This window comes from Psychrobacter sp. WY6, from assembly GCF_018448495.1.
GTDB lineage: Bacteria > Pseudomonadota > Gammaproteobacteria > Pseudomonadales > Moraxellaceae > Psychrobacter.
Genome location: NZ_CP049902.1, coordinates 419,414 through 441,317, shown reverse-complemented (window position 1 = coordinate 441,317; position 21,904 = coordinate 419,414). Strand labels below are relative to the sequence as shown.

The window sequence follows — 21,904 nt, the reverse complement described above, 5'->3', positions numbered from 1 at the left end:
TTTATGAAAATTAGCGAACAGTGGCTACGTCAATGGGTAAACCCCAACAATAGCAGTGAGCAATTGGCCGAACAACTCACGATGGCAGGACTTGAGATTGATGATCGCTATGCGGTTGCCCGTACCTTCAGTGGTGTGGTTGTCGGTGAAGTCATCAGCGTCGAGCAACATCTAGATGCCGATAAACTGCGCGTTACGCAGGTGAATATTGGTGCCGCTGAGCCATTACAAATTGTCTGCGGTGCACCTAATGTTACCGTTGGTATGAAAGCACCGGTTGCGACCGTTGGTGCCATTTTGCCTTCTGATAATGGTGCAGGTTTTGAAATTAAAAACGGTAACCTACGTGGTGTCGACTCTAACGGTATGCTATGCGGCGCGTCTGAAATTGATTTAATCGATAGCATCGATGGTCTGCTTGAATTGCCAGCTGATGCACCGATTGGTATGGATATTCGTGAGTATTTAGGTTTAGACAATCAGATATTAGATATCTCTATCACGCCAAATCGCGGTGACTGCTTTAGTGTACGCGGTATTGCACGCGAAATATCAGTTATCAATGATTTGCCAATGCAGCTGCCTGAGATTCCTACCAATGTGGTAGTTACTGAAAACGCTGCTGGTACTGCTACGCCAGTGGTAACGGTTAGTGCAATTGAAGCGTGCCCACGCTATTTACTACAATTAATCAGCAATATTGATCGTAGCATCGATACACCAAAGTGGATGCAAGATGCACTAGTGCAGTCAGGACTACGCTCGCACAACTTTTTGGTTGATGTGACCAACTATGTATTGATGGAATTGGGTCAGCCGCTACATGCGTTTGATGCTGATACTATCGAGGGCGATATCGTTGTGCGTTTGGCACAGCCTGAAGAAACGATTACTTTATTGAATGAGCAAACCATTACCTTAACCGGTGATGAATTGCTCATCGCTGATGATAAAGGCGCATTGGCACTTGCCGGAATCATGGGCGGTCAGCGTAGTAGTGTGACTGATAGCACAACCAATATTGTTGTAGAAAGCGCTTTCTTTGGTCAGCTAGCTATTGCCGCGCGCGCACGCCGTTTTGGGTTACATACCGATGCCTCACAACGTTTTGAGCGTGGGGTAGACTTTGCGTTACCAGAGCTAGCACTGGCACGCGCTGTTGATTTGATTACTAGCGTTACTGGTGGGCAAGCCGGACAAATAGTAAAAGCAGAAAGCAGTGAGCATTTACCAGCTCGCGCACCGATCACTTTACCAATTGCTAAAGTTCGTGATGTCATCGGTATTGAGATTGAGCCAGCAGTCATGGTTCGTATCTTAACCCAATTGGGCTTTGAGATAGTGCAGCAAGCCGATAGCCTGATTTGCACGCCGCCATCGTATCGCTTTGACATGAGTATTAAAGAAGACCTCATCGAAGAAATTGCGCGTATCTATGGCTATGACAATATTCCAAGCGTGTTGCCGCATTTGCAAGTCAGCATGGATTATGACGATACCGCAGACTTGACACACGAGATGAAGCTCGCGCTGGTCGATAATGGCTATATGGAAGCCATTAGCTTTAGCTTTAGTGACGCAAAAATAGAAGCCTTGCTCGATGATAAAGCTTTAGGAGAAGTGTTGGCACTGGCCAATCCTATCTCTAGTGACTTAGCCGTGATGCGCCGTACTTTGTTATCAAGCTTATTACCTTGCGTGCAGTACAATCTCAATCGTCAGCAGCCGCGCGTGCGTTTCTTTGAAACAGGGCTTAGCTTTGTTGGTCAAAGTATTAGTGAATTGGTACAAACGCCAAGTATTGCGTTAGTAGCAGTTGGCGATGTCTGGGACGAGCAAGCGTATCAAAACCGTGCGTTAGACTTTTATGATCTTAAGCATGATATTGAGCAGTTATTACCTGCACAAATGGATAGCGCCCGTATTCGCTATGAGCGCAGTGAGCTTGCTTTCTTGCATCCGGGTCAAAGTGCTAAGCTCTATATTGATGATGAATATGTCGGTTGGTTGGGTCAGTTGCATCCTAACACGGCTAAGCAGTTAGATTTGCCAGCTACGTGGGTTGCTCAATTATCACTTGCGCCATTACTGACCCTTGCCCGTGAGCAGCATACCATCAGCACCCCGAGCAAATTTCCACAAGTACGCCGTGATATTGCCATTTTAGTAGATAGTGAGATCAGCTTACAGACATTAGAGTCGACGATACGCACGGCAGCTGGTGAGCTATTGGCTGATCTGTGGCTGTTTGATGTGTATCAAGGCGACAACGTGCCAGCTGGTCAGCGCTCATTAGCTTTTGCGCTAATATGGCAAGACAATGCACAAACGCTATCTGATGACGCCATTAAAACCGCGACTGACAAAGTGGTACAAGCACTAACTGAGCAACATGCTGCAAAGTTGCGTGACAGCTAACATATAACTCTTATCATAGACATGCTCTGTAGCCTCACTCTTAAAGAGGCTATAGGGCATTGCTATTTATAAGAATTATGATTTTATAAAATTTTTATCCATAAAAATAGTTAAGTGGTTATTAATAAAGGATTTTAAAGCAGTCTTTGTTAAAAAGAGGTTAGAAAACCTTTATAATAACTAGCATTAACCCTCATACCGCTAAACCATGATATTCGACATCACGACATAGCATAGGAGTCGTACTGTGAGCACCTTAACCAAATCTGACATGATTGAGCATTTGATGAGTCATCTTGACCTAACACGCCAAGAAGGCCGCTGTTTGGTAGAGAATTTCTTTGATGAATTGTCAGAGAGTTTAATTGATGGCAAAGAGGTCAAGCTTTCAGGCTTTGGCAACTTCGAGCTTAAAGATAAAATAGCCGTCCAGGTCGCAACCCTAAGACAGGAGAGCCAGTCGCCGTATCAGCACGCCGCGTGGTGACTTTCAAAACAGGGCAAAAATTCCGTCAACAAGTTGATGAGCGTCTCTTTGACGAGTAGCAGTAACTGTCAATCGTATAAAACTGAACATATAAATATATCATGACTTCATGATGGTTGTTAAAGTTACGCTTATTATTAATGTGAGATGGTTGATCTACATTTGATCAGAGATCATTAACTATCATATTTAGCTATTATAACCATGAACGATGGTAAATGACACGCACAAAAAAAGAGAGCTTAGGCTCTCTTTTTTTTACTACAGTATTTCTATCATATAAACGTAAAATTACTGAGCTGGTTCTTCAATAACTACAACTTCGTCAGCTGCGTCTACAGCTGGAGTTTCGCTAGCTACGTCAACGCTAGTAGTAGTACCGTCTACAGGTACTTCAGCATCGATTTCGTCAGTAGCAGTAGCAACTTGAGCATCAGCGATGTCAGCTTCAGCTTCAGCAACAGCAGCGTCAGCATCAGCAGTTACTTCGCCTTCAGCAGCAGCTTCGTTTAGCTCTTCTGATGCATCTTGCACTTCTTCTTGTGCGTCAGATAAATCTTCAGCGGCGTTTTCTTTGTTGCTGTCACAGGCAGTAAGGCCCATAGTTGCAGTCATGATACCAGCTAGAGCAAGTAATTTTAAGTTCATAAGGTTTTCTCCGGGAAAATGAAATGATCAGTAGCAGCAAAAAAGGTTGAAAGCTGAGATTTCTCAGAATTCAACTAGTCTTAGTTACAGCTACTCAGCTTTCACGCATTCTATAGGATTTCTATATAAATAGAAATAGGCTGTACAATTAAGTAACAATAAAATTGTAAATAGTGTTTTACATCACTTATTCATTATAATTTTTAATACAACGAGCCAAATTAATAGACGTATAATCAATGACATCAGCCTATTTTGATGACTTTTTCGATGTCTTGATTTCCACTATGCTTTTTAAGCATCTATTGTATCTATTAGGGTTTAATAGTCATTAAATGTCTTGATTAGTGCAATATCAAGAGCCTAGTAAAGTAGCGTTTATCAAAAATACTTTGTCACTACTTACGTATCAGAAATCGGATTTGATCAGAAAATAAAGAATTGAGTCAAAATTACACTATAAAAAATCATCAATACGAGTAGCAATATATATCGTATATTTGAGGAATGAAACAATGAAATGGCAAGGTAGACGCGGCAGTTCCAATGTGCGCACCAGCAGTGGTGGTGGCAAAATGATAGGCGGTGGTATCGGTGGTATTATTATTGCTGGCATTTTATGGCTGGTATTTGGGGTAAATCCAATGACCGCTTTACAGACGGGTCAAGTAGTAGCAGGCGGTGGCAATAGCAGTGCCTCTACCGAGCCTGCGACAAGTAACGATCGAGATACGCAGTTTGTCAAAGTAGTATTGGCTGATACTGAAGAAGTTTGGCATCAGATATTCAAAGAAGCAGGCAGCACCTATCAGGAGCCATCATTGATTCTCTTCAATGGTCAAGTTAGCTCAGCCTGCGGCAGTGCTAGCTCCGCGACGGGCCCATTTTATTGCCCAGGCGATCAGACTGTCTATCTAGACAAATCTTTCTTTGTAGAAATGCGCCAAAATCTCGGTATAACGGGTGATAAGCAAGGCTCTGGCGACCAAGATAATCAAGGTAAAGCGGGTGATTTTGCGCAAGCTTATGTTATTGCGCATGAAGTTGGTCACCACGTACAGACTTTGTTAGGCATCAGCCAGCAAGTTAATGAAGCCAGCCGTCAAGTCACTCGTGCACAAGCCAATAAGCTATCCGTACTACAAGAACTGCAAGCTGATTGTTTTGCTGGAGTTTGGGCACAACGTAACCAAGAGCGTGTACAGTTTTTGGAGGCAGGTGATATCGATGAGGCCATCAATGCCGCTGGTCAAATCGGTGATGATCGTTTAGCGCGTGCTAGCGGTGGAGCAGTCGTACCTGATAATTTCACTCATGGTACCAGTCAGCAGCGTGTTCAGTGGTTCACTCGTGGTTTGGAAAGTGGCAACGTGCAGTCTTGTGATACTTTTAGCGGGGCATTATAGTCAGTATCGCTATGATATTTTAGCGTATTAACTATCGCCTAAAAAGGCGATCCAACAAAAAGCCTGCAACATCGATTGCAGGCTTTTTGTATTTTAGAGCGTTTTAGACATATTCAATTTAGACATATTCAATAGATTTAAAATACACACAGTTGAAATGCTTAAAAACGGTCTTGATAGCACCAAATAATCATTTAGCGATTATCTGCTGTTGTTAAGAATATAAGCACCAGCGCCACCTACTGCAGCACCACCAAGTGCGCCACGAGCGATGTCTTTGCTATCGCCGCCACTTCTAATAAGTGCACCAGCAGCAGCGCCGGCAGCAGCACCTTTAGCGGTATTGCTCAAGCCACTATTGTATCCATTAGTTGCACAGCCACCCATGATAAGGGCAGAGCTAGTAAGGGCAGTCATTGCGATAGTTTTAGCAAATTTCATAGTATCACCTGTTAGGTTATCAAGTTAGTTTATCAAAATCAAAATACGATTTTTTATTACCACTAATTTTAATACCGATAGTAAGCTGTATTAAAATATTTGGGCAAGTATCTTAGAATAATCTATTGTGCTACCGCAAGACATACAAAGGTCTGCATTAGTAAGGATTACATCAAGGATGTTAAATATCTCGAAAATTATACCGCTATTAACACGTGATAGCAGAGTATATCTATACTGGCTCCTATACTAACCCATATAATAATTTCTAGGCGTAGTAAAAGCGCTAAGCTTTGCAAATAGCCTGTAAAGGATGTTTCTCCACTGTATCGTTGGTAGGGGTTTTGCTTAGGGTTATTGTATTTATATTGATAGTAAGCTAACTGTTTTTGAAAATAGCACTTTTGGCGTTTAATCGTTAGGTGTTAAGGTATGTTCTCATTTCTATTGCCATTTTTTATATTCAGGACATGCCTGAAATATAAAAAATGAATACAAAACGAAAAGACCGCACGAGTGCGGTCTTTTCTACTTAAGTTGCTTATTTATTGAGTATGGGAAGGCAGCACGGATCTATCATTAGTTCTGTGATTTACGTTTCATCTGCTCAAAGAATTCGTCATTAGTTTTCGCTTCTTTTAAGCGGTCTAGTAAGAACTCAGTGGCTTGTACACCATCCATCGGCTGTAATAGCTTGCGTAAAATCCAAACCTTGCGCAGTTTATCTTCATCAAGCAGACGCTCTTCACGGCGTGTACCAGATTTTTTGATATTAATCGCAGGGAAGACACGTTTTTCAGCCAGATCGCGCTCAAGCGTAACTCTTGGTTACCAGTACCTTTGAACTCTTCAAAGATAACGCTGTCCATTTTACTACCCGTATCGATAAGCGCACTGGCAATAATGGTCAAACTGCCGCCTTCTTCAACATTACGAGCAGCACCGAAGAAGCGTTTTGGGCGCTCTAACGCATTGGCGTCTAGACCACCGGTTAACACTTTACCTGACGACGGAATAACTGTGTTGTAAGCACGCGCCAAACGAGTAATCGAATCCAGTAAAATAACCACGTCTTGTTTGTGCTCGACCAAACGTTTGGCTTTTTCAATAACCATTTCAGCGACTTGTACATGACGCTGTGGCGGCTCATCAAAGGTAGAGGCAACCACTTCACCGCGTACCGTACGTACCATTTCGGTGACTTCTTCTGGACGCTCATCAATCAATAGGACGATTAAGTAGCATTCAGGGTTATTACGAGTAATCGACTGAGCAATGGTTTGTAGCAGCATCGTTTTACCCGCTTTTGGCGGTGCGACGATGATAGAACGCTGACCTTTACCAATCGGCGCGATTAGGTCGATGATACGACCCGTCAGATCCTCAGTAGTGCCGTTACCAAGCTCGAGTTTTAAATGCTCAGTTGGGAATAGAGGTGTCAGGTTTTCAAAGATAAGCTTATGGCGTGAGCGATCTGGGGTATCAAAGTTTATTTCACCAACTTTCAATAACGCAAAATAACGTTCAGAATCTTTCGGTGGACGAATCGTACCAGCGATACTATCACCCGTCTTCAGACTAAAGCGGCGAATTTGGCTAGGGCTGACATAAATGTCATCAGGACCGGCTAAGTATGAGCCTTCTGATGAGCGCAAAAAGCCAAAACCATCCGGAAGAACCTCAAGTACGCCGTCACCATAAATGGCTTCACCGTTCCGCGCATGGGTTTTTAGGATAGCAAAGATGATGTCTTGTTTACGGCTACGCGCCATATTATCAAGACCCATTTCTTTGGCGATAGCCAATAGCTCAGCGATTGATTTTTTCTTTAATTCAGTAAGATTCATAGATAGGTCATTAGCAATTGATCAGATGAGAGATGCCATTAGCAGCACAAGTCACGACAGTGATTAAAACAACGATAGTATGGTGATAGAGGGTGCGTGCACAGAGCTGGATTTATGTAGTTTGGATATTACGTGTCAGCTTATATACGAATTGCAATCGTTTATGCAAGGTAATAAGAAATAAGGATAAAGAAGTCTACATAAGAGTCTGCGTCAAAAACTCAATATCAGTAATTGTGTTTAGTCATTTCGTTCAGCAATGGTGTTTATAACGACGATTGTGTTTTTGTTGATAAACACGAGGAGAATAGCGATAAGACAGTTAGGAAAACCGTTAGTTTTCTGTTGTCAGCAGACTATACGGTCTTCACAATAGCATTGTCAATAAATTTTGCCAAAAAAGTCGTCTAATTGAGTTTTTTGCATAAAAAACAAGCAAAAAAGCCACTATCTACGTTAGATAATGACTTTTTCGACCGGTGTTGCTGTCTCTTTAGAATGCTTATGCAAAACGAGCAAGTCTCGACTTAGAGATGCTTGTCTAACACTTTTGCCAATTCAGCTTTTGGCTGTAGACCCATCACTGAGTCAATTTTTTCGCCATCTTTAAAGACAAATAGTGTTGGGATATTACGGATACCAAAACGGCTGGCTGCTTGTGGGTTGCTATCCACATCAACTTTGACGATTTTAACTTTGCCTTGGTACTCAGTGGCTAGATCTTCTAAAATAGGGGCGATTGCTTTACAAGGACCACACCATGCTGCCCAGAAGTCTACCAATACTGGCACATCTGATTGCAATACGTCTTTGTCAAAGTCGGCATCGGTAGTATGTAAAATAAGGTCTGACATAATTTATCTCTCTTGTTTTATTATTTCTATCGCCATCCATCAACCAATATATTTTTTGCATAATAGAATGATGAGTGACCAAAGAAGCGTTTAGAAGTGGTTAAAATGTGCCATTATATTAACATGTTTGTTCGGGGTTAACAGATGCAGGCTGGTTAAATTGTTTAACAATTACGATTAGCACAATAAATCGACACATAACGACACAGGCATGGTTTTATCTGTCACTTGATAATACTGTCTGTGTTTTTTACTCAAAAATAAGCGGTTTATAACACTATATCTATACTCTAATATCTACCACTTAAGACAGCTTTCATATGCAAGCTCATTAATCATTCAAGCCCATTTATATAAGTGCCCATTTTTATGCCTTTTACTGCTGAAGAAGTCAACGCCCTCAATGCTCAAGAAAACGCCTATCCGCTTGAGTTTTTTCAAGCCTTTGCGCAACAGATTACTGTCTACGAAGATGATGATATTTGGGTGGTTGATAAGCCTGTAGGTCTGTTGAGTGTCGATGGCAAAACGCTCAAGGTCAGTTTGCTGGCGAGACTTGAGCGTGCCAATCCCGCAGTCAAGCTGATTCATCGTCTGGATATGGATACCTCAGGGTTGCTCATTTTTGCCAAAAATGCTGCCGCACAAACCCATATTAGTAAGCAATTCATTGAACGTTTGCCACAAAAAAAATATCAGGCACGCGTCTTTGGAGAGTGGGAGCGTGTCGGCGCAACGGGTGAGATATCTATACCAGTGCGCTATGAGCCGGAGACGAAACCGCGCCATATCGTCGATCCTAGCTGGTCAAAGCATGCCTTAACTTTATATGAAGTCATCAGCCATGAGCAATGCAACGGTCAGACAGTCACGCGCGTAATGCTAAAGCCGGTCACGGGTCGTAGTCATCAGCTGCGCGTCCATATGGTGCATGTTGGTCATGTGATGATTGGCGATCCTATTTATGCAGAAGGCACGGCTTTAGCGATTGCGCCAAGGCTTAATCTCCATGCCCAGCAATTGCGTCTCAAGCATCCTACGCTTGGTGCGTGGATGGATTGGGAAAGCCCAAGCCCTTTTTAAATGAATTTATGCCAAATTTTTTAAACCCATCATGCAAAAACAAGGAACGTATTATGCTTGATATGACGGCAGCCAAACAGGCAGTTAAGAAACGCTTCAAAGCTCAATCGGCACTCTCAGACACACCAGTGAATTATGAAGTACTGATTATTGGTGCAGGAATTGCCGGTATTGGTATGGCGTGCCGATTGCAGCAGCAAAAACACAAAGGACTGTTTGGTCATAAAAATCCAGGTAAGCAGAAACGCAAATCATCAAAGCAACAGCAGAAAAGTGCACAGCGGTTTTTGGTGTTAAAAACGAGCAGATTTGGGTGGTACATGGGATTTATTCACCTATCCAGGCATCCGCTCTGACTCTGATGCCTTGACGTTTGGCTACAGTTTCAGACCATGGCTAAATCATAGGATTTTGGCAAAAGGCGGTGATATTAAAAGCTATATTGCTGATACGGCGCGTGAGTGTGGTATCAGCGAACATATTCGCTATCAACACGAGGTAAAGCAGCTATCGTGGTCAAGTAGCCATCAACAATGGACGGCGACGGTAAAAAATCATGCCAGCGGTGAGGTGTTTACGGTAACGGCAAAGTTCGTCGTTGGCGCCACGGGTTACTATGATTATGAACAAGGTTATCGTCCTTCTTTTAATAAAGAAGCAGATTTTCAAGGTGAAATCATTCATCCGCAGCATTGGCAAAATGTGGATTATGACGATAAGAAGGTAGTCATTATCGGTAGTGGTGCTACAGCGATGACATTGCTGCCAGCTTTGGTGGATGAAACTGGTGGGCAATGCGCGCGTCACGTCACTATGCTACAGCGTTCTCCCACGTATGTGGCAAGTGTACCGGGCGATGATTATACGCTTGATTGGCTAGCAGGTAAATTTTCACCATTGTCAAAAGAGCAAGCTTATACGCTGCTGCGTACTCGTAATGTATTGATTCAGCAAGGTACTTATCGAGCGGCTATATTGGCACCCAAGCTTATGAAAGCGTTATTAAAACGCGGTGTCAAAACAGAGCTAAAAGGTAGCGGTATCGATGTGGCGCATTTTGTACCGGACTATAATCCTTGGGATCAGCGGATATGTGCGGTGCCAGACAGTGATTTATTCAAAGCATTGCATGGCAAACGCGCCAGCGTCGTCACCGATCAAATCAGTCATTTTACCAAGACGGGCATCATGCTCGAATCGGGTAACTCTCTCGATGCTGATATCATCGTCACAGCGACAGGACTAAAGCTACAAATGCTCGGCGGTGCCAAAGTATATATTGACGGGCAGGCGATAGATATTGGTTCGCGCATGACTTATAAAGCGGTCATGATTGAAGATATACCAAATATGATGGCACTGTTTGGCTATACCAATGCCTCATGGACGCTAAAGATTGATTTGGCCTGTCAGTATGTGATGCGACTGCTGGGCTATATGCATCAGCATCGCTATCAAGTGGTATTGCCACAAGCACAGACTAAAGATGCCAAAGCGCTTACACAGAAAGATACGGTGATGGGCGCGCTATCCTCAGGATATGTCAAGCGCGCTCAACATGAGCTACCCAAGCAAGGCGATATATATCCTTGGCGGGTGACAAACAACTATCTAAGCGACCGCATTATGCTCAAACATCGCAAAATAAAAGATGATTGGTTACGTTTTAGTCGTTAAGGTCGCTTGGTTACAGTCATTTGCTCAATGTTTTTTAATGGCCATTAATAAAATCAGTAACTTGATTGCTTAAGATCTGCCACAAGGTTTCTTGTGCACTTTGCTGCCCCACGCATTATGCGGGCTAAATATAACGCGGGGATGCTTGGCAATGGTTAATAAAGGGTCGTCAGCAGTGATGGGCTCTTGTTCAAACACATCGCTGGCGTAGCCGATGATTTGCTCATTGTTAATGGCATCAGTCAGCGCTTGGCTATCCACGATGCCACCACGAGCGACATTGACGATGAGCGGCTGTTTGACCATTTTTGCTAAAGTATCTGCATTAATTAGGTGCTGAGTTTTCTTGTTTAATGGGCAATGCAAGCTCAGTACATCAGACTGTGCCAGTACGTCGTCAAACGCGGTATAGTCGTCATTGCGCGGTGCGCGTCCTTGCTGCTCCGCCCACAATACTGTCATTCCAAAAGCGCGCGCAATATCGGTCACACGTTTGCCAATAGTGCCAACGCCAATGATACCTAGCGTTTTATCTTCCAAATCTATTAGCGGAATATCCAGTAGGCAAAAATTACCGTTTGCTTGCCATGTGCCATCAGCGACTTTTTGATGATAATAAATACCTGCGCGCATGGCGTTGAGCATGAGCATAAAGGTATGTTCGGGCACACTTTTGACTGCATAACCTGCGACATTATAAAGCGCCACATGGTGCTCAACACAAGCGTCTTGATCGACGTTGTTCATACCAGTAGCGGTCAGTTGAATGAGCTTGAGCTTGGGCAATTTACTTATCACTTCAGCGCTGATTTGCACTTTATTGGTAATAATGATGTCGGCGTCTTTGCAGCGCTCTACAATAACAGCAGCATCTTTTGGGGTATCATCATAAGTGAGGTAGTCGCTGATGCCTGCTGGGGCTGGCAAGTCGATGCCATCAGAAAAAGTGCCTTTATCTAAAAAAACCGCGCGCATGGTTATTCCTTATTAAATAGTTATTTTTAAATGATTTTAATAATGATCGACTTAATGTAGCACGTTGGTGATTTTAGTCAAAAAGGTCGTTAAAAAGTCCAAAGCAAAAAACCTCTACTTCAATATTGAAATAGAGGTTTTGTTGATTGAGACAGTAGTCTTTTGTGCTTATTTAGTCTTATGTACTTATAAAGAGAAACGCTTACGCAGTTTACCAATAAGGCTACGTACGCGACTGCTTAAATCAATACGCACGTCGTTTTCAGGGTCATGCTCGACTTCATAGCGTTTGACCAAATCAGGGCTGGCTTTGAGTTTCGTATGATGCTGAAACGCACGGTTGACGCTAATCTCAAGCAGGCTGGCGCGCATCGGTTTCGGCAAGCAGCGATAGACCTGACCTTTATTAATCAAATCAATCAGCAAGCCAGCATCTTGAAACTCAGTCTGTACCAAAACCACCAAATGCGGTGCATCTTGTTTTAAAGTAAAGATAATCGGCGCGATATTCTCGCCGCTGACATTGATATCGGTGATACAAACACCGATATCTTCATTCGCCAAATAATCGTACGCTTCCTCTAAACTCTCAGCGTGCAGTACTTTATAACTGTGAGAAAATTGCTTACGTATTTGCTCAATCAACTCATTGGTTTCATCGATCACTAGCAGCGTTTGCTTATTACCTGAACTGTCGAATTGATCGGCATCTTCGTCTGGATTATAGGTCAAGGCGACTTCGGTAGCGCGTCCGACCACGGTGATCAGCTCTTCAGATTTACAAGGCTTAGTCAAATAACGATAAATCTCACCATCGTTAATAGAGCCAATAATGGCGTTTAAATCGGCATAGCCCGTCAATAAAATACGCATGGTAGACGGTGAGACATCTTTTACTTCACGTAAGATATCCACACCAACTCGCTCAGGCATCCGCTGGTCACTGACCGCCACGTGTACATGGTTGTCTTGATATAGTCAATATACTCAGTCGGGTCGGTGGTGATAAACACGTCATGGGTCTTACGAAACAGCAGTTTCATAGACCGTAAAATGCGTTGTTCATCGTCGATAAATGCCAACTTCGGCTTTGACTCAGCGCTGCTTTCAACTGTGGTTAAGTCATTTTCTAATTCATTCATGATGATATCCTTATGATGATGAATAATAGTCGTTAAATATCTAAATATGTTCTACATAACAGGACAGCTGACCCAGCGCTTACGCGACTAGGTTTTGCTCTGTTAAGTTATTATTAATCGGCAGTATTAACGTAAATGTGGTGCCAACGCCTTCGGTCGATACGACTTTGATATCGCCATTATGTTGCTCCATAATTTGCTGGCTGATTGCCATACCAAGACCTGTGCCTTCGCCTGCGCCTTTGGTCGTAAAGAACGGCTCAAAGATTTGATTGAGAACTTCTGGACTCATACCTTTACCGTTGTCGATCACATCAATATAAACATTGTGATCATCGGCACGGGTGCGCACTTCGATTTTGCCATCAGGTTTTTCTCCCATAGCTTGCGCGGCATTGTTCAGTAGATTGACCAAGACTTGGTTAATTTGCGACGGTGAGCATTTCACTTCAGGCGTGGGCGCAAAATCAGTCACAATCTCTTGATGTCTAATGGAGTTGCCAGCGATTTTAAGCGAGGCTTCGATACATTCGCGCACATCGATGGTTTTCACTTTTGACTCATCAAGACGGGCAAAGTTACGTAGATTTAGTACCATTTCAGTGATTTGCTCGACGCCAAATAACGAATCTTTAATCAGCTCTTTTAATTCAGCTGATAGGTCATCTTCTTGGATTTCATCAGAAGCACGGATAATATCCGCCAATAGCTTGTCAATTTTTCCATCAGCCGCCGCGTCAGTTTTAACGCTTTTTAATCCTTGTACCAATTCAATCAGCTCTTCGTATTGCTCAGTTAACTGGCCAATAATTTCAAGGTTATTTTGCACGTATGATAAAGGTGTGTTCACTTCATGAGCAACGCCTGCCACCATTTGTCCCAACGTTGCCATTTTTTCTGAACGAATCAATTGCAACTGCGAATTTTTCAGCTCTTTTAGCGTTTCTTGTAGCTCAGCAGTACGTTCTTCGACTTTAATCTCTAGCTGTTGGTTAATGTTGGCAAGCTTACCTTCGTTAGACTGGATTCGGCCTAGTAGGTCATTAATAGAGCCGTTCACCAGTCCAATCTCGTTGCGACCTTCTGCGAATTTAACCTCGCTCAGCTTATTGTATTGCTTATTATTAATTAAGTTTTCCGCTTCAGAGATTTTATCAGTGGTTTCTTTCAAGGGTTTGAATGCTAAGAAAGTCAGCATGAAGTAAATGACGCCCGCTGTGATAAGTAGCGCTAATGCAATCCAGTTAACCAAGTTTTCACTGAGATTATCTGCAATGGCGTTAATTTCAGCATCAGGTTGGACAACGATCAGCTTCCAATAAGTCTCAGGAATCTCAAACACATAGGCTTGACTGCCGTTATAGTAACTGTTTTTGCCAGCTCAAAGCTCTGTAATAAGCGGCTGTCCATGGCGTTTTGCTTGTTTTTACCATTATTTAGGTAAGCAGCGTAGTTAACAAGATAATAACCTTTTGCCGTACCAGTTTCAGCTTTATCAAGCGTGGTCAGTACCTGCTGAACTTGTGGTGAGACGCTGGCGGCGACTTGTTCGATGATCTCATTACGTTGGACATCTAAGAAATCAAGCACGGGTTGCCAAGCAGGGTCTGAGTTGATGACTTGTTTGATATCAAGCGGCGTACCCGTTTTCTCATCAATATAGCTTAAGCGTTCAGGGTTAGAGGAGGCGATCACCTTGTCACTATTATCCAAGAGTAGAATGTAGCCTGAGCCTGAGCTTTCGCTTAACTTGACGATGTTCTCTTGTAGCTGATTCAGCGTAAAGTTAACCGTACTGGCACCCCAAAACTGATTGTCACGCTCGATTGCCACACCGCAGCTCATCGCAAGCTCGCCTTTGGTTTGGCTGGCGCGTACATGGTTCCAAATACAGCTCTCAGGTTTGAGCAACTTTAAGACGCTAAACCAATCTTCTTGATAATAAGGATTGGTAGGATTTGGATCGCTCAACACCGCTTGATAATCACCGTTTTGACGCACCATCAAAAATGGATGGGTCGCGGTATTTGCCCCAAGTGCACCTTTTTCAGGCCAAATGCCACCACTACCCAGTAAGTTATAATCACGCTTATCAAAGGCATTGGCAGTACTGGTTTGTAAAATCGCCTCTTCTGTGGGCAAGGTTTGCGCGCTTTGCTGTAGTAGCAAGGCACTACGCATTACCCGATTGATATCGGCTGAAATACTATTTACCGCGGTATTGCCACGTTCAGCCACCAATTTTGCAGATTCAAGGCGAATTTTCTCATAGCCCTCTTTATCAACAACATAAACGACGACCGCCAGTACGACCGCAAAAGCAATAAATAAAATAGTGGTTACTTGGGTACTGACTTGATTAAAAAAGCCAACTTTTTTGGAGGCACTCATGATGGTGATAGTCCTTGGATAATAGTGACCACGAAGAAGAGTGCCAATGCTAGGTATTGGTGGCAATCAATTAGGTGGTAATGCGTAATCTTAATTAAAATGGTCTGTACATATGGCAAAAAATTAAAACTATAACTTTACTCTCATAACTTAACCGACTTAACTATTGATAGTTTTATAACTTAAAGGACTATAAAAGGCCATACTGTGCCCGTAAACCCTGAAGGATAATTAATCATGAATACTAGGCGGCAAAAGAGTATGGGTAGACGTGAGTTTGAATAAGTCAGGTAAGAAAGAAGAAATGTTTTATTGCATTTCTTAACAATACAGAATCAATTTTATAATGACAATATTTTTTCTTTACTTGCGAGTCGTTATCTTATTGTTTTATATGACCAACTTATGGTTGGCGTTGATATAATCTTGCAATAATCTGCTCTTGAAAAGTCAACTTAGCGCACTCATCTAGCTGCTAACGTTATATAATGGTCGGCTTTATCTTGCGACCTAGCTAATGAGCTGACGCTGCCGGTATGGCCGGCGACCTCTCAGACTATTAAGTAATGACATCGCGCTAGTGATTCACGCTAGCAACTCTCATTATGAGCTATCTATTTTTTCCTATTATCTGAGTACAAAAGACATCGCCCTATGACTATCTCTATCGCTTCATTGCACAATACTGAATTTGCCGTTGGTCAACGTTATTTATCTGATACGGAGTCCGAGCTGGGCTTGGGTGTGGTCATCGATGTAGATGACCGATGTGTGCACATTCTATTTCCACAAAGTGAAGAGACGCGCGTCTACGCCAAAAACTCCGCGCCATTATCACGCGTGGTGTTTAAAGTCGGCGATAGTATTTCTGATCAAGCGGGTAAAAGCTATACCGTAACCGCGGTCGAAGAAGTGATGGGTGTACTCAAATACAGTGTCGATGAGCATGAACGAGGCATTATGGAAACCCGTCTTGCTGCCAATATTACGCTTGCTAAGCCGCTTGAGCGTCTGGGCTGGTCGGATTGAGCGTGGTGATTGGTATGAGCTGCGTCAAGATATCTTGCGTATGCAGTCGGCGCTAGCGGGTCATCCGCTTAAAGGCTTGATGGGTGCGCGTGTCGATATCATTGAGCATCAGCTCTATATCGCTCATGAAGTTGGCAAACGTATCGCACCGCGTGTGTGTTGCTTGCTGACGAAGTTGGTTTGGGCAAAACCATCGAAGCGGGTTTGATTATTAATCAACAGTTGTTGACATTCAAAGCTGAGCGTGTACTCATTCTTGTACCAGATAGTTTGCAATATCAGTGGATGATTGAGCTGCGTCGTCGTTTTAATCTAAATTTTGCCTTATTTGATTTGGTACGTGCAGCAGCCATTAAAGAACACGATCCTGAGCAAAACGTCTTTGCCACTGAGCAATGTATCATTGCGGGTATGGATTTATTACTCGATCACCCTGATTTGTACGACCAAGCGATGGATGCAGGGTTTGATTTATTGGTGGTTGATGAGGCGCATCACCTGCATTGGGATGAGGCGCAAGGCGGCAATGATAAATATGACTTGATTGCTGATTTTGCTGAAGAAACGCCAGGGGTCATGCTATTGACAGCGACGCCAGAGCAGCTTGGGGCACAAAGTCACTTTGCTCGTTTGCGTTTGCTCGATCCGGATCGCTTTGATGATTTGGATGAGTTTATTGATAGTCAAGAAGCCTTTGCTGAAACGGCTGCTGTCGCTGGTGTATTGATAGAAGATAAGCCATTAAGCGACAGTCAAATTGCCGCTTTAAGCAGCTTGTTAGACATCAGTCTTGATGAGTTGGCAACGATTAATGATGACGAAAAATTGCGTACTTATGCGCTCAACGAGCTATTAGATCGTCATGGTACAGGTCGTTCTATTCCGTAATACCCGTGAAAGTGTGAAAGGGTTCTATGGTCGTAGCAGCCAGCCGTACCCATTGGCATTACCTGCCGCATGGAAAGACAGCTATCAAACCAATGGTAAATTGCGTGAGCAGCTATGGGGCGAAGAAAACCAACCTGATGGCGGCTGGCTAGAAGATGACCCACGCGTGCCTTGGTTGATTGATATTTTGCGCGGCGAGCTTAAGCACAAAAAGTGCTGTTGATTGCCCGTAGTGGCGCGACGGTTGAGAGCTTGGAGGCGGTATTACGCTTACATGCTGGTATTAAAACCGCTATCTTTACTGAGCAGATGACCTTACTTGAGCGTGACCAAGCAGCGGCGTTTTTTGCCGATAGCGAAGGCGCTCAGATATTGTTGTGCTCGGAGATTGGTTCGGAAGGTCGTAACTTCCAGTTTGCCAGCCAGCTGATATTGTGGGATTTGCCAGCCAATCCAGATACCTTAGAGCAGCGTATTGGTCGCCTAGATCGTATCGGACAAACGCAGCAAATTATGCTCCATGTGCCTTATGTACAAGGCACAGCACAAGAGCGTCTGTATAAATGGTATCACGACGCGTTGAATATGTTTAATCAAATCTCTCCAACGGCGCAGAGCGTGCAAGAGCAGTATATCCAAGAGCTAAAGCCCATGCTTGAAGGCGCGGATACTGACGAGAACCGTGCGATACTACAAGATATCATCGAAGAAGCGAAACAGACGCGATTGGGGTTAGAGGCACAGCTACAAGCGGGTCGTGATCGCCTATTAGAATACAACTCGTGTCGCCCACGTGTTGCCAAACGTATCGCTGACGCCATGCGCGATTTTGATAGTCATAATCTATTGCCGCAGTTTATTGAGCGCTTTTTTGCCTCAGCCAATATCGATCACAATATCCAGCGCGATGGCTCGTGGGTGATTGCTCCGATTGACAGCACTGAAATTAGTGATTATATCGATGGTCTGCCACTCGGTGACGAAGACGGTATGACGTTGACATTCGAGCGTGAGCAAGCACTACAGCGTGAAGATATCGAATTTATCACTCACGAACATCCATTGATGCGCGCGATTTATGAGTTGGCGAGTACCAGCACCTTTGGTAATACCACGGTGGCGATGCTAAAAAGTTCTGCTGTACCACAAGGTATGGTGCTGCTCGAAGTGAATTTCCGCGTTGAAGCCATTGCGCCAAGGTTACTCAATTTACCCGCGACGCTGACCACGCAAAATATCCGTGTATTTATCAGTGAGCAAGGCAGTGATTTGTCCTCGCGTATCAGTGCGGAGATGATTATGCCGCATATTGAGCGTCTGGATAAAAACCGTGCTCGCCAAGTCATTAAAGTACGCGGTGATGTGGAGCAGCGTTATTATGAAGCGGAAGAGATTGCCCGTCAGCAGCTTGCTGAGATTGGTGAACAAGCCAGTGCCCGTTTTAGCCAGCAGTGGTCACGTGAAATCAAGCGTCTTAAGCATCTACAAACGATTAATCCTAACGTACGCCCTGCCGAAATTGAGCGCTTGGAGCAGCTAAAAGCCCAAGGTGAGCAAGCACTAGGTAGTCTGTTATTAGTCCCAGACTCCATCCGTGTGTTAGTGGCAGTGAAGCCATAAATGTAAATGATCAAAAGAACGAGATGTTTAATAGCATCTCGTTTTTTATGATTAATATCGTTTATATTAGGGCGTGTCCTCAATTCAATCGATTATCTTCTAAATGGGCTAAAAAAGGCTAAAAATGGCTAAATTTTGCCAAACATCGTCAAATAGCTTATCAATATCTCGATATTATTTGCGCTACTTTCCTTGTTTGACGACAATTTATCTCATTTTTATGACCATTTTTAAAATGAGGACACGCCCTAGAGCGCGCCTTAAGGCATGTTAAGCAAAAATATCAACATGATATTGCCAAGTGAGCGTCGCTCTCTAGTCAAAGCCATCGATATTGGGTAAGATGTTTATCTTTTCGATTTATAGCCCATTCGCTATAAAAGGGTGAGCGCATCTCGTGTGAAGTATCACATATACCTTTGTACTCGATGGCTTTGTACTTCTTTTAAGCTGAAACAACTATATAATAAATGCTGGTGATAGCGCTGCTATGACCGTGTTTTTTGCGCTAAAATTTTCGTGTTAAATCTCTTGTGCATTTTTAGCAAGTGATTTCATATTATTTTACATTCAAATGCAAAGTATCTTTTGTCTTTCGCGATATGATATTGATATCGTTGGGTGCGTATTTTCAGATGCTTAGCGTTTTTGATAAAAATAAGGAAACATACCGTCATGTCCGATTATTCGCAATTGATTGATGAGCTGCTAGCTACTGTAGCGCTTATTGAAGTGACCCCCGATGTCTTTGAGGGTAAGAGCCATGACTATGTTGGCAGTCGTATTTTTGGTGGACAAGTGCTCGCCCAAGCCATCATGGCAGCGGCGCATACACTGGACAAAGACAAACCCTGTCATTCACTGCACGGCTATTTTTTGCGCGGTGGTGATATCACGCAGCCAGTGATTTATCAGGTGCGCCGCTTGCGTGACGGTCGTAGTCTGTCTGCGCGTGAAGTGACGGCGATTCAGTATAAAGAAGTGCGTGGTAAGCGCCCATTGAGCAAGTATATTTTCAATGATAGCCTCGTTTTCGCCGATGGAAGAGGGTTTAGAGTATCAAGAAGACATGCCCGTCTATCCGCCACCAGAGGATTTACTGGCTGAGCAAGATTTAAAAGAAGAGTATGGGAAAAGTCCCAGACGCACTCAAAGCCCGTTTTATGCGGCGTCGCCATGTCGAAATTAAACCCTTAAACCGCGTGATCCGATTCATCCAGAGCCAATGAAACCGAAGCAGGCGAACTGGTTGCGTATCCGCGAATTGGGCAATCAACCTGTTGCGATTCAACAAGCGCTATTGGCATTTTCGTCCGATTTTTATCTGGTTGGTACAGGGCTGATGTCACATGGTGTTAGCTTTATGACCAGCGGCTTGCAAGCGGCCAGTATCGATCACTCGATGCATTTTCGTAATTTTTATTTAAACGGTTGGATGCTATACGACATGTGGAGTGATACCACGTCTAATGCCAAGGGCTTAAACCATGGGCAGTTTTGGCAAGATGGTAAGCTGGTTGCTACGGTACAGCAAGAAGGTCTGATGCGTTTACGTGTGCCAAAGTCTTAGCGCTAATGATAGTTATAAAGAGCGTTAAATAAAAAAAGCGACTTAGCATGATGTTAAGTCGCTTTTTTCAATTTTGGGATAGACATTAGTTTTAAATTTCTTTAAAAAGAGAAGCATACAGAATATTAGTGAAAGAGTTTTGCATGATTTTCCAATGACCATTATCTTCTGTTCTTACTAGTATATTATTTTCGTTGTCTTGATAATTAGTAGACACGCTAATTTCTTTGATAATCTTTTGGTCACCGCTTTCGAATTCTAGTTCCACCGTTACTAAAGTGATAGCTGCAGCCTTGTCTTCAATTGATACTATTTTATATGCTAAAGGTATATGTCTTCCAAAGTCTTCTTTAGCTAATCCTGCTTTTCTCCCTTTAGATTTATCGACAAAATATACAAGTGATTCTGCTAATAGCCCATACCTTCTAGTTATCCAGTTCTCTATAAATTCTGCTACTGCTGCTCGCTCTGGAGTATTTAAAGGCAATTCCTCTGCTTTGCCTATATAAGGCAGATAAGTAACATTTTCTTTGAACGTGGTTTCCAGCTTTCTATTAGCTTCTTTTGTCGCTGGGTGTCTGAAAAATCACTTAAAACTTCTTGCCAACCTTTTTCTTCTATTGAATCAGAACTTTTAGCACTTATTAATGCATCTGCCCAATCTCTAGTCGCAAAAAGTGCTGCCCAAACTTTTGCTGCTACTAATTTATTATCAAAAGCTAACTCTCTACCGTGGAGGATCCCATGTCTATAAGGAATAGTAAGAGCTTCTTCACTAGTTTTATTTCTACTTTTAGTGAATAGAGATGCTACTACTTGCAACCCTGTCTCATGTGCAGCCATAGAATCCCATACCGTCATGTTTGCTGAGTCGGCGAAAAAACCAACATGCTTTGAAATGTCATTCACAATACCATCAAGCAAGCTAAGTAGTAGAGGAATACAGGCATGATAGCGTTTTGCTAAGTAATCTTCTTTTGCAAGTTCAATAAGTCGGATACGACGTCGAAATTCTTGATTACCTTGTAACCTAAGTACTCCCCATTTTAGACAATCGGCATCATATGAATCAGTAAGAAACTGCTCAGCGACTTTTACACCTTCAGTATCATATTTAGCAATAGCTTCCTTCATAATTTCTAAGCTCATTGATTCATAAGCAACCCAACCCAATTCTGAAAATCGCTTGTTAAATTTATCAGGTACTTCAAAGATTTTGGCTTGATTTTTAATTTCAGGGAAACTATCAAAAGCCTTACTTATCTTCGGAAAAAATATTTTAGAATTGGAGATATCTTATATAGAGTCTCTATACTTTCCATTTGATTTGTTATTTTGGCAATTGAAGGATTATCTTGAATTTTTTTAGGTTTGTTCATAAATTACCTTCAATAAATAGTTAAATATAGAATATTAGTTAATAAAACT

General features: G+C 42.9%; 12 protein-coding genes and 6 pseudogenes. 7 read left to right on the top strand and 11 right to left on the bottom strand.

Annotation, left to right across the window (positions count from 1 at the left end):
- Positions 1 to 3: 3 nt before the first annotated feature.
- Positions 4 to 2,418, top strand: a complete 2,415-nt coding sequence (gene pheT, locus G7Y90_RS02135; protein WP_201560896.1) for a phenylalanine--tRNA ligase subunit beta — start codon at positions 4 to 6, stop codon at positions 2,416 to 2,418.
- A 247-nt stretch (positions 2,419 to 2,665) separates the two neighbouring features.
- A pseudogene (locus G7Y90_RS02130) lies at positions 2,666 to 2,964 on the top strand (integration host factor subunit alpha).
- A 232-nt stretch (positions 2,965 to 3,196) separates the two neighbouring features.
- On the opposite strand, the gene G7Y90_RS02125 reads toward G7Y90_RS02130, so the two are convergent.
- A complete protein-coding gene (locus tag G7Y90_RS02125) occupies positions 3,197 to 3,553 on the bottom strand; it encodes a hypothetical protein (RefSeq protein ID WP_045452446.1) in 357 nt (118 codons plus the stop codon).
- 515 nt (positions 3,554 to 4,068) lie between these two features.
- On the opposite strand from G7Y90_RS02125, the gene ypfJ reads away from it, so the two are divergent.
- Complete coding sequence (ypfJ, locus tag G7Y90_RS02120; protein WP_045445932.1) at positions 4,069 to 4,959, top strand: KPN_02809 family neutral zinc metallopeptidase; 891 nt, start codon at positions 4,069 to 4,071, stop codon at positions 4,957 to 4,959.
- A 201-nt stretch (positions 4,960 to 5,160) separates the two neighbouring features.
- Here the strand turns inward: ypfJ and G7Y90_RS02115 are convergent, their stop codons facing one another.
- From G7Y90_RS02115 to trxA, 3 genes and pseudogenes are all read right to left on the bottom strand, one after another.
- Positions 5,161 to 5,400 (bottom strand): YMGG-like glycine zipper-containing protein, encoded by a 240-nt coding sequence (locus G7Y90_RS02115; protein WP_055125335.1) that lies wholly within the window; start codon positions 5,398 to 5,400, stop codon positions 5,161 to 5,163.
- A gap of 579 nt (positions 5,401 to 5,979) precedes the next feature.
- Positions 5,980 to 7,247, bottom strand: a pseudogene (rho, locus tag G7Y90_RS02110) (transcription termination factor Rho).
- A gap of 527 nt (positions 7,248 to 7,774) precedes the next feature.
- Positions 7,775 to 8,101, bottom strand: a complete 327-nt coding sequence (gene trxA / locus G7Y90_RS02105; protein WP_250163259.1) for a thioredoxin — start codon at positions 8,099 to 8,101, stop codon at positions 7,775 to 7,777.
- Between the two features lie 369 nt (positions 8,102 to 8,470).
- Here trxA and G7Y90_RS02100 point away from each other — a divergent pair, with 369 nt between their 5' ends.
- Positions 8,471 to 9,184: an RluA family pseudouridine synthase gene (locus G7Y90_RS02100; RefSeq protein WP_055125332.1), complete on the top strand. Its 714-nt coding sequence runs from the start codon at positions 8,471 to 8,473 to the stop codon at positions 9,182 to 9,184.
- 176 nt (positions 9,185 to 9,360) lie between these two features.
- Positions 9,361 to 10,861, top strand: a pseudogene (locus G7Y90_RS02090) (flavin-containing monooxygenase).
- Between the two features lie 34 nt (positions 10,862 to 10,895).
- Here G7Y90_RS02090 and G7Y90_RS02085 read toward each other — a convergent pair.
- The 5 genes and pseudogenes from G7Y90_RS02085 to G7Y90_RS02065 all read right to left on the bottom strand — a co-directional run bounded on the left by G7Y90_RS02085 (position 10,896) and on the right by G7Y90_RS02065 (position 15,369).
- Positions 10,896 to 11,836, bottom strand: a pseudogene (locus tag G7Y90_RS02085) (D-2-hydroxyacid dehydrogenase).
- Positions 11,837 to 12,022: 186 nt separating this feature from the next.
- Positions 12,023 to 12,769 (bottom strand): response regulator, encoded by a 747-nt coding sequence (locus G7Y90_RS02080; protein ID WP_250163256.1) that lies wholly within the window; start codon positions 12,767 to 12,769, stop codon positions 12,023 to 12,025.
- Positions 12,730 to 12,978, bottom strand: a complete 249-nt coding sequence (locus tag G7Y90_RS02075; protein WP_250163255.1) for a response regulator — start codon at positions 12,976 to 12,978, stop codon at positions 12,730 to 12,732. The genes G7Y90_RS02080 and G7Y90_RS02075 overlap by 40 nt, the downstream gene beginning before the upstream one ends.
- Positions 12,979 to 13,057: 79 nt before the next feature.
- The gene (locus tag G7Y90_RS02070) at positions 13,058 to 14,320 is read right to left on the bottom strand and encodes a sensor histidine kinase (RefSeq protein WP_250163254.1); all 1,263 of its coding nucleotides are present in this window, start codon (positions 14,318 to 14,320) and stop codon (positions 13,058 to 13,060) included.
- Complete coding sequence (locus tag G7Y90_RS02065) at positions 14,287 to 15,369, bottom strand: cache domain-containing protein (RefSeq protein ID WP_250163253.1); 1,083 nt, start codon at positions 15,367 to 15,369, stop codon at positions 14,287 to 14,289. Before G7Y90_RS02065 ends, G7Y90_RS02070 begins: the two co-directional genes overlap by 34 nt.
- 631 nt (positions 15,370 to 16,000) lie before the next feature.
- On the opposite strand from G7Y90_RS02065, the pseudogene rapA reads away from it, so the two are divergent.
- Together rapA and G7Y90_RS18335 are read left to right on the top strand one after the other, a co-directional pair.
- Positions 16,001 to 18,906, top strand: a pseudogene (gene rapA, locus G7Y90_RS02060) (RNA polymerase-associated protein RapA).
- A 675-nt stretch (positions 18,907 to 19,581) separates the two neighbouring features.
- A pseudogene (locus G7Y90_RS18335) lies at positions 19,582 to 20,476 on the top strand (acyl-CoA thioesterase).
- A 91-nt stretch (positions 20,477 to 20,567) separates the two neighbouring features.
- Here the strand turns inward: G7Y90_RS18335 and G7Y90_RS02045 are convergent.
- Together G7Y90_RS02045 and G7Y90_RS02040 are read right to left on the bottom strand one after the other, a co-directional pair.
- Positions 20,568 to 20,963, bottom strand: coding sequence for a hypothetical protein (locus tag G7Y90_RS02045; protein WP_250163250.1), 396 nt, complete (start codon positions 20,961 to 20,963; stop codon positions 20,568 to 20,570).
- Positions 20,964 to 20,977: 14 nt separating this feature from the next.
- Positions 20,978 to 21,649: a hypothetical protein gene (locus tag G7Y90_RS02040; protein WP_250163249.1), complete on the bottom strand. Its 672-nt coding sequence runs from the start codon at positions 21,647 to 21,649 to the stop codon at positions 20,978 to 20,980.
- Positions 21,650 to 21,904: the final 255 nt, after the last annotated feature.

Bases quoted from the DNA above. Each gene is read 5' to 3' on its own strand.
- G7Y90_RS02125 (WP_045452446.1), bottom strand. From the start codon at position 3,553: ATGAACTTAAAATTACTTGCTCTAGCTGGTATCATGACTGCAACTATG.
- ypfJ (WP_045445932.1), top strand. From the start codon at position 4,069: ATGAAATGGCAAGGTAGACGCGGCAGTTCCAATGTGCGCACCAGCAGT.
- G7Y90_RS02075 (WP_250163255.1), bottom strand. From the start codon at position 12,978: ATGAATGAATTAGAAAATGACTTAACCACAGTTGAAAGCAGCGCTGAG.
- G7Y90_RS02065 (WP_250163253.1), bottom strand. From the start codon at position 15,369: ATGAGTGCCTCCAAAAAAGTTGGCTTTTTTAATCAAGTCAGTACCCAA.
- G7Y90_RS02100 (WP_055125332.1), top strand. From the start codon at position 8,471: ATGCCTTTTACTGCTGAAGAAGTCAACGCCCTCAATGCTCAAGAAAAC.
- pheT (WP_201560896.1), top strand. From the start codon at position 4: ATGAAAATTAGCGAACAGTGGCTACGTCAATGGGTAAACCCCAACAAT.
- G7Y90_RS02115 (WP_055125335.1), bottom strand. From the start codon at position 5,400: ATGAAATTTGCTAAAACTATCGCAATGACTGCCCTTACTAGCTCTGCC.
- trxA (WP_250163259.1), bottom strand. From the start codon at position 8,101: ATGTCAGACCTTATTTTACATACTACCGATGCCGACTTTGACAAAGAC.
- G7Y90_RS02080 (WP_250163256.1), bottom strand. From the start codon at position 12,769: ATGCCTGAGCGAGTTGGTGTGGATATCTTACGTGAAGTAAAAGATGTC.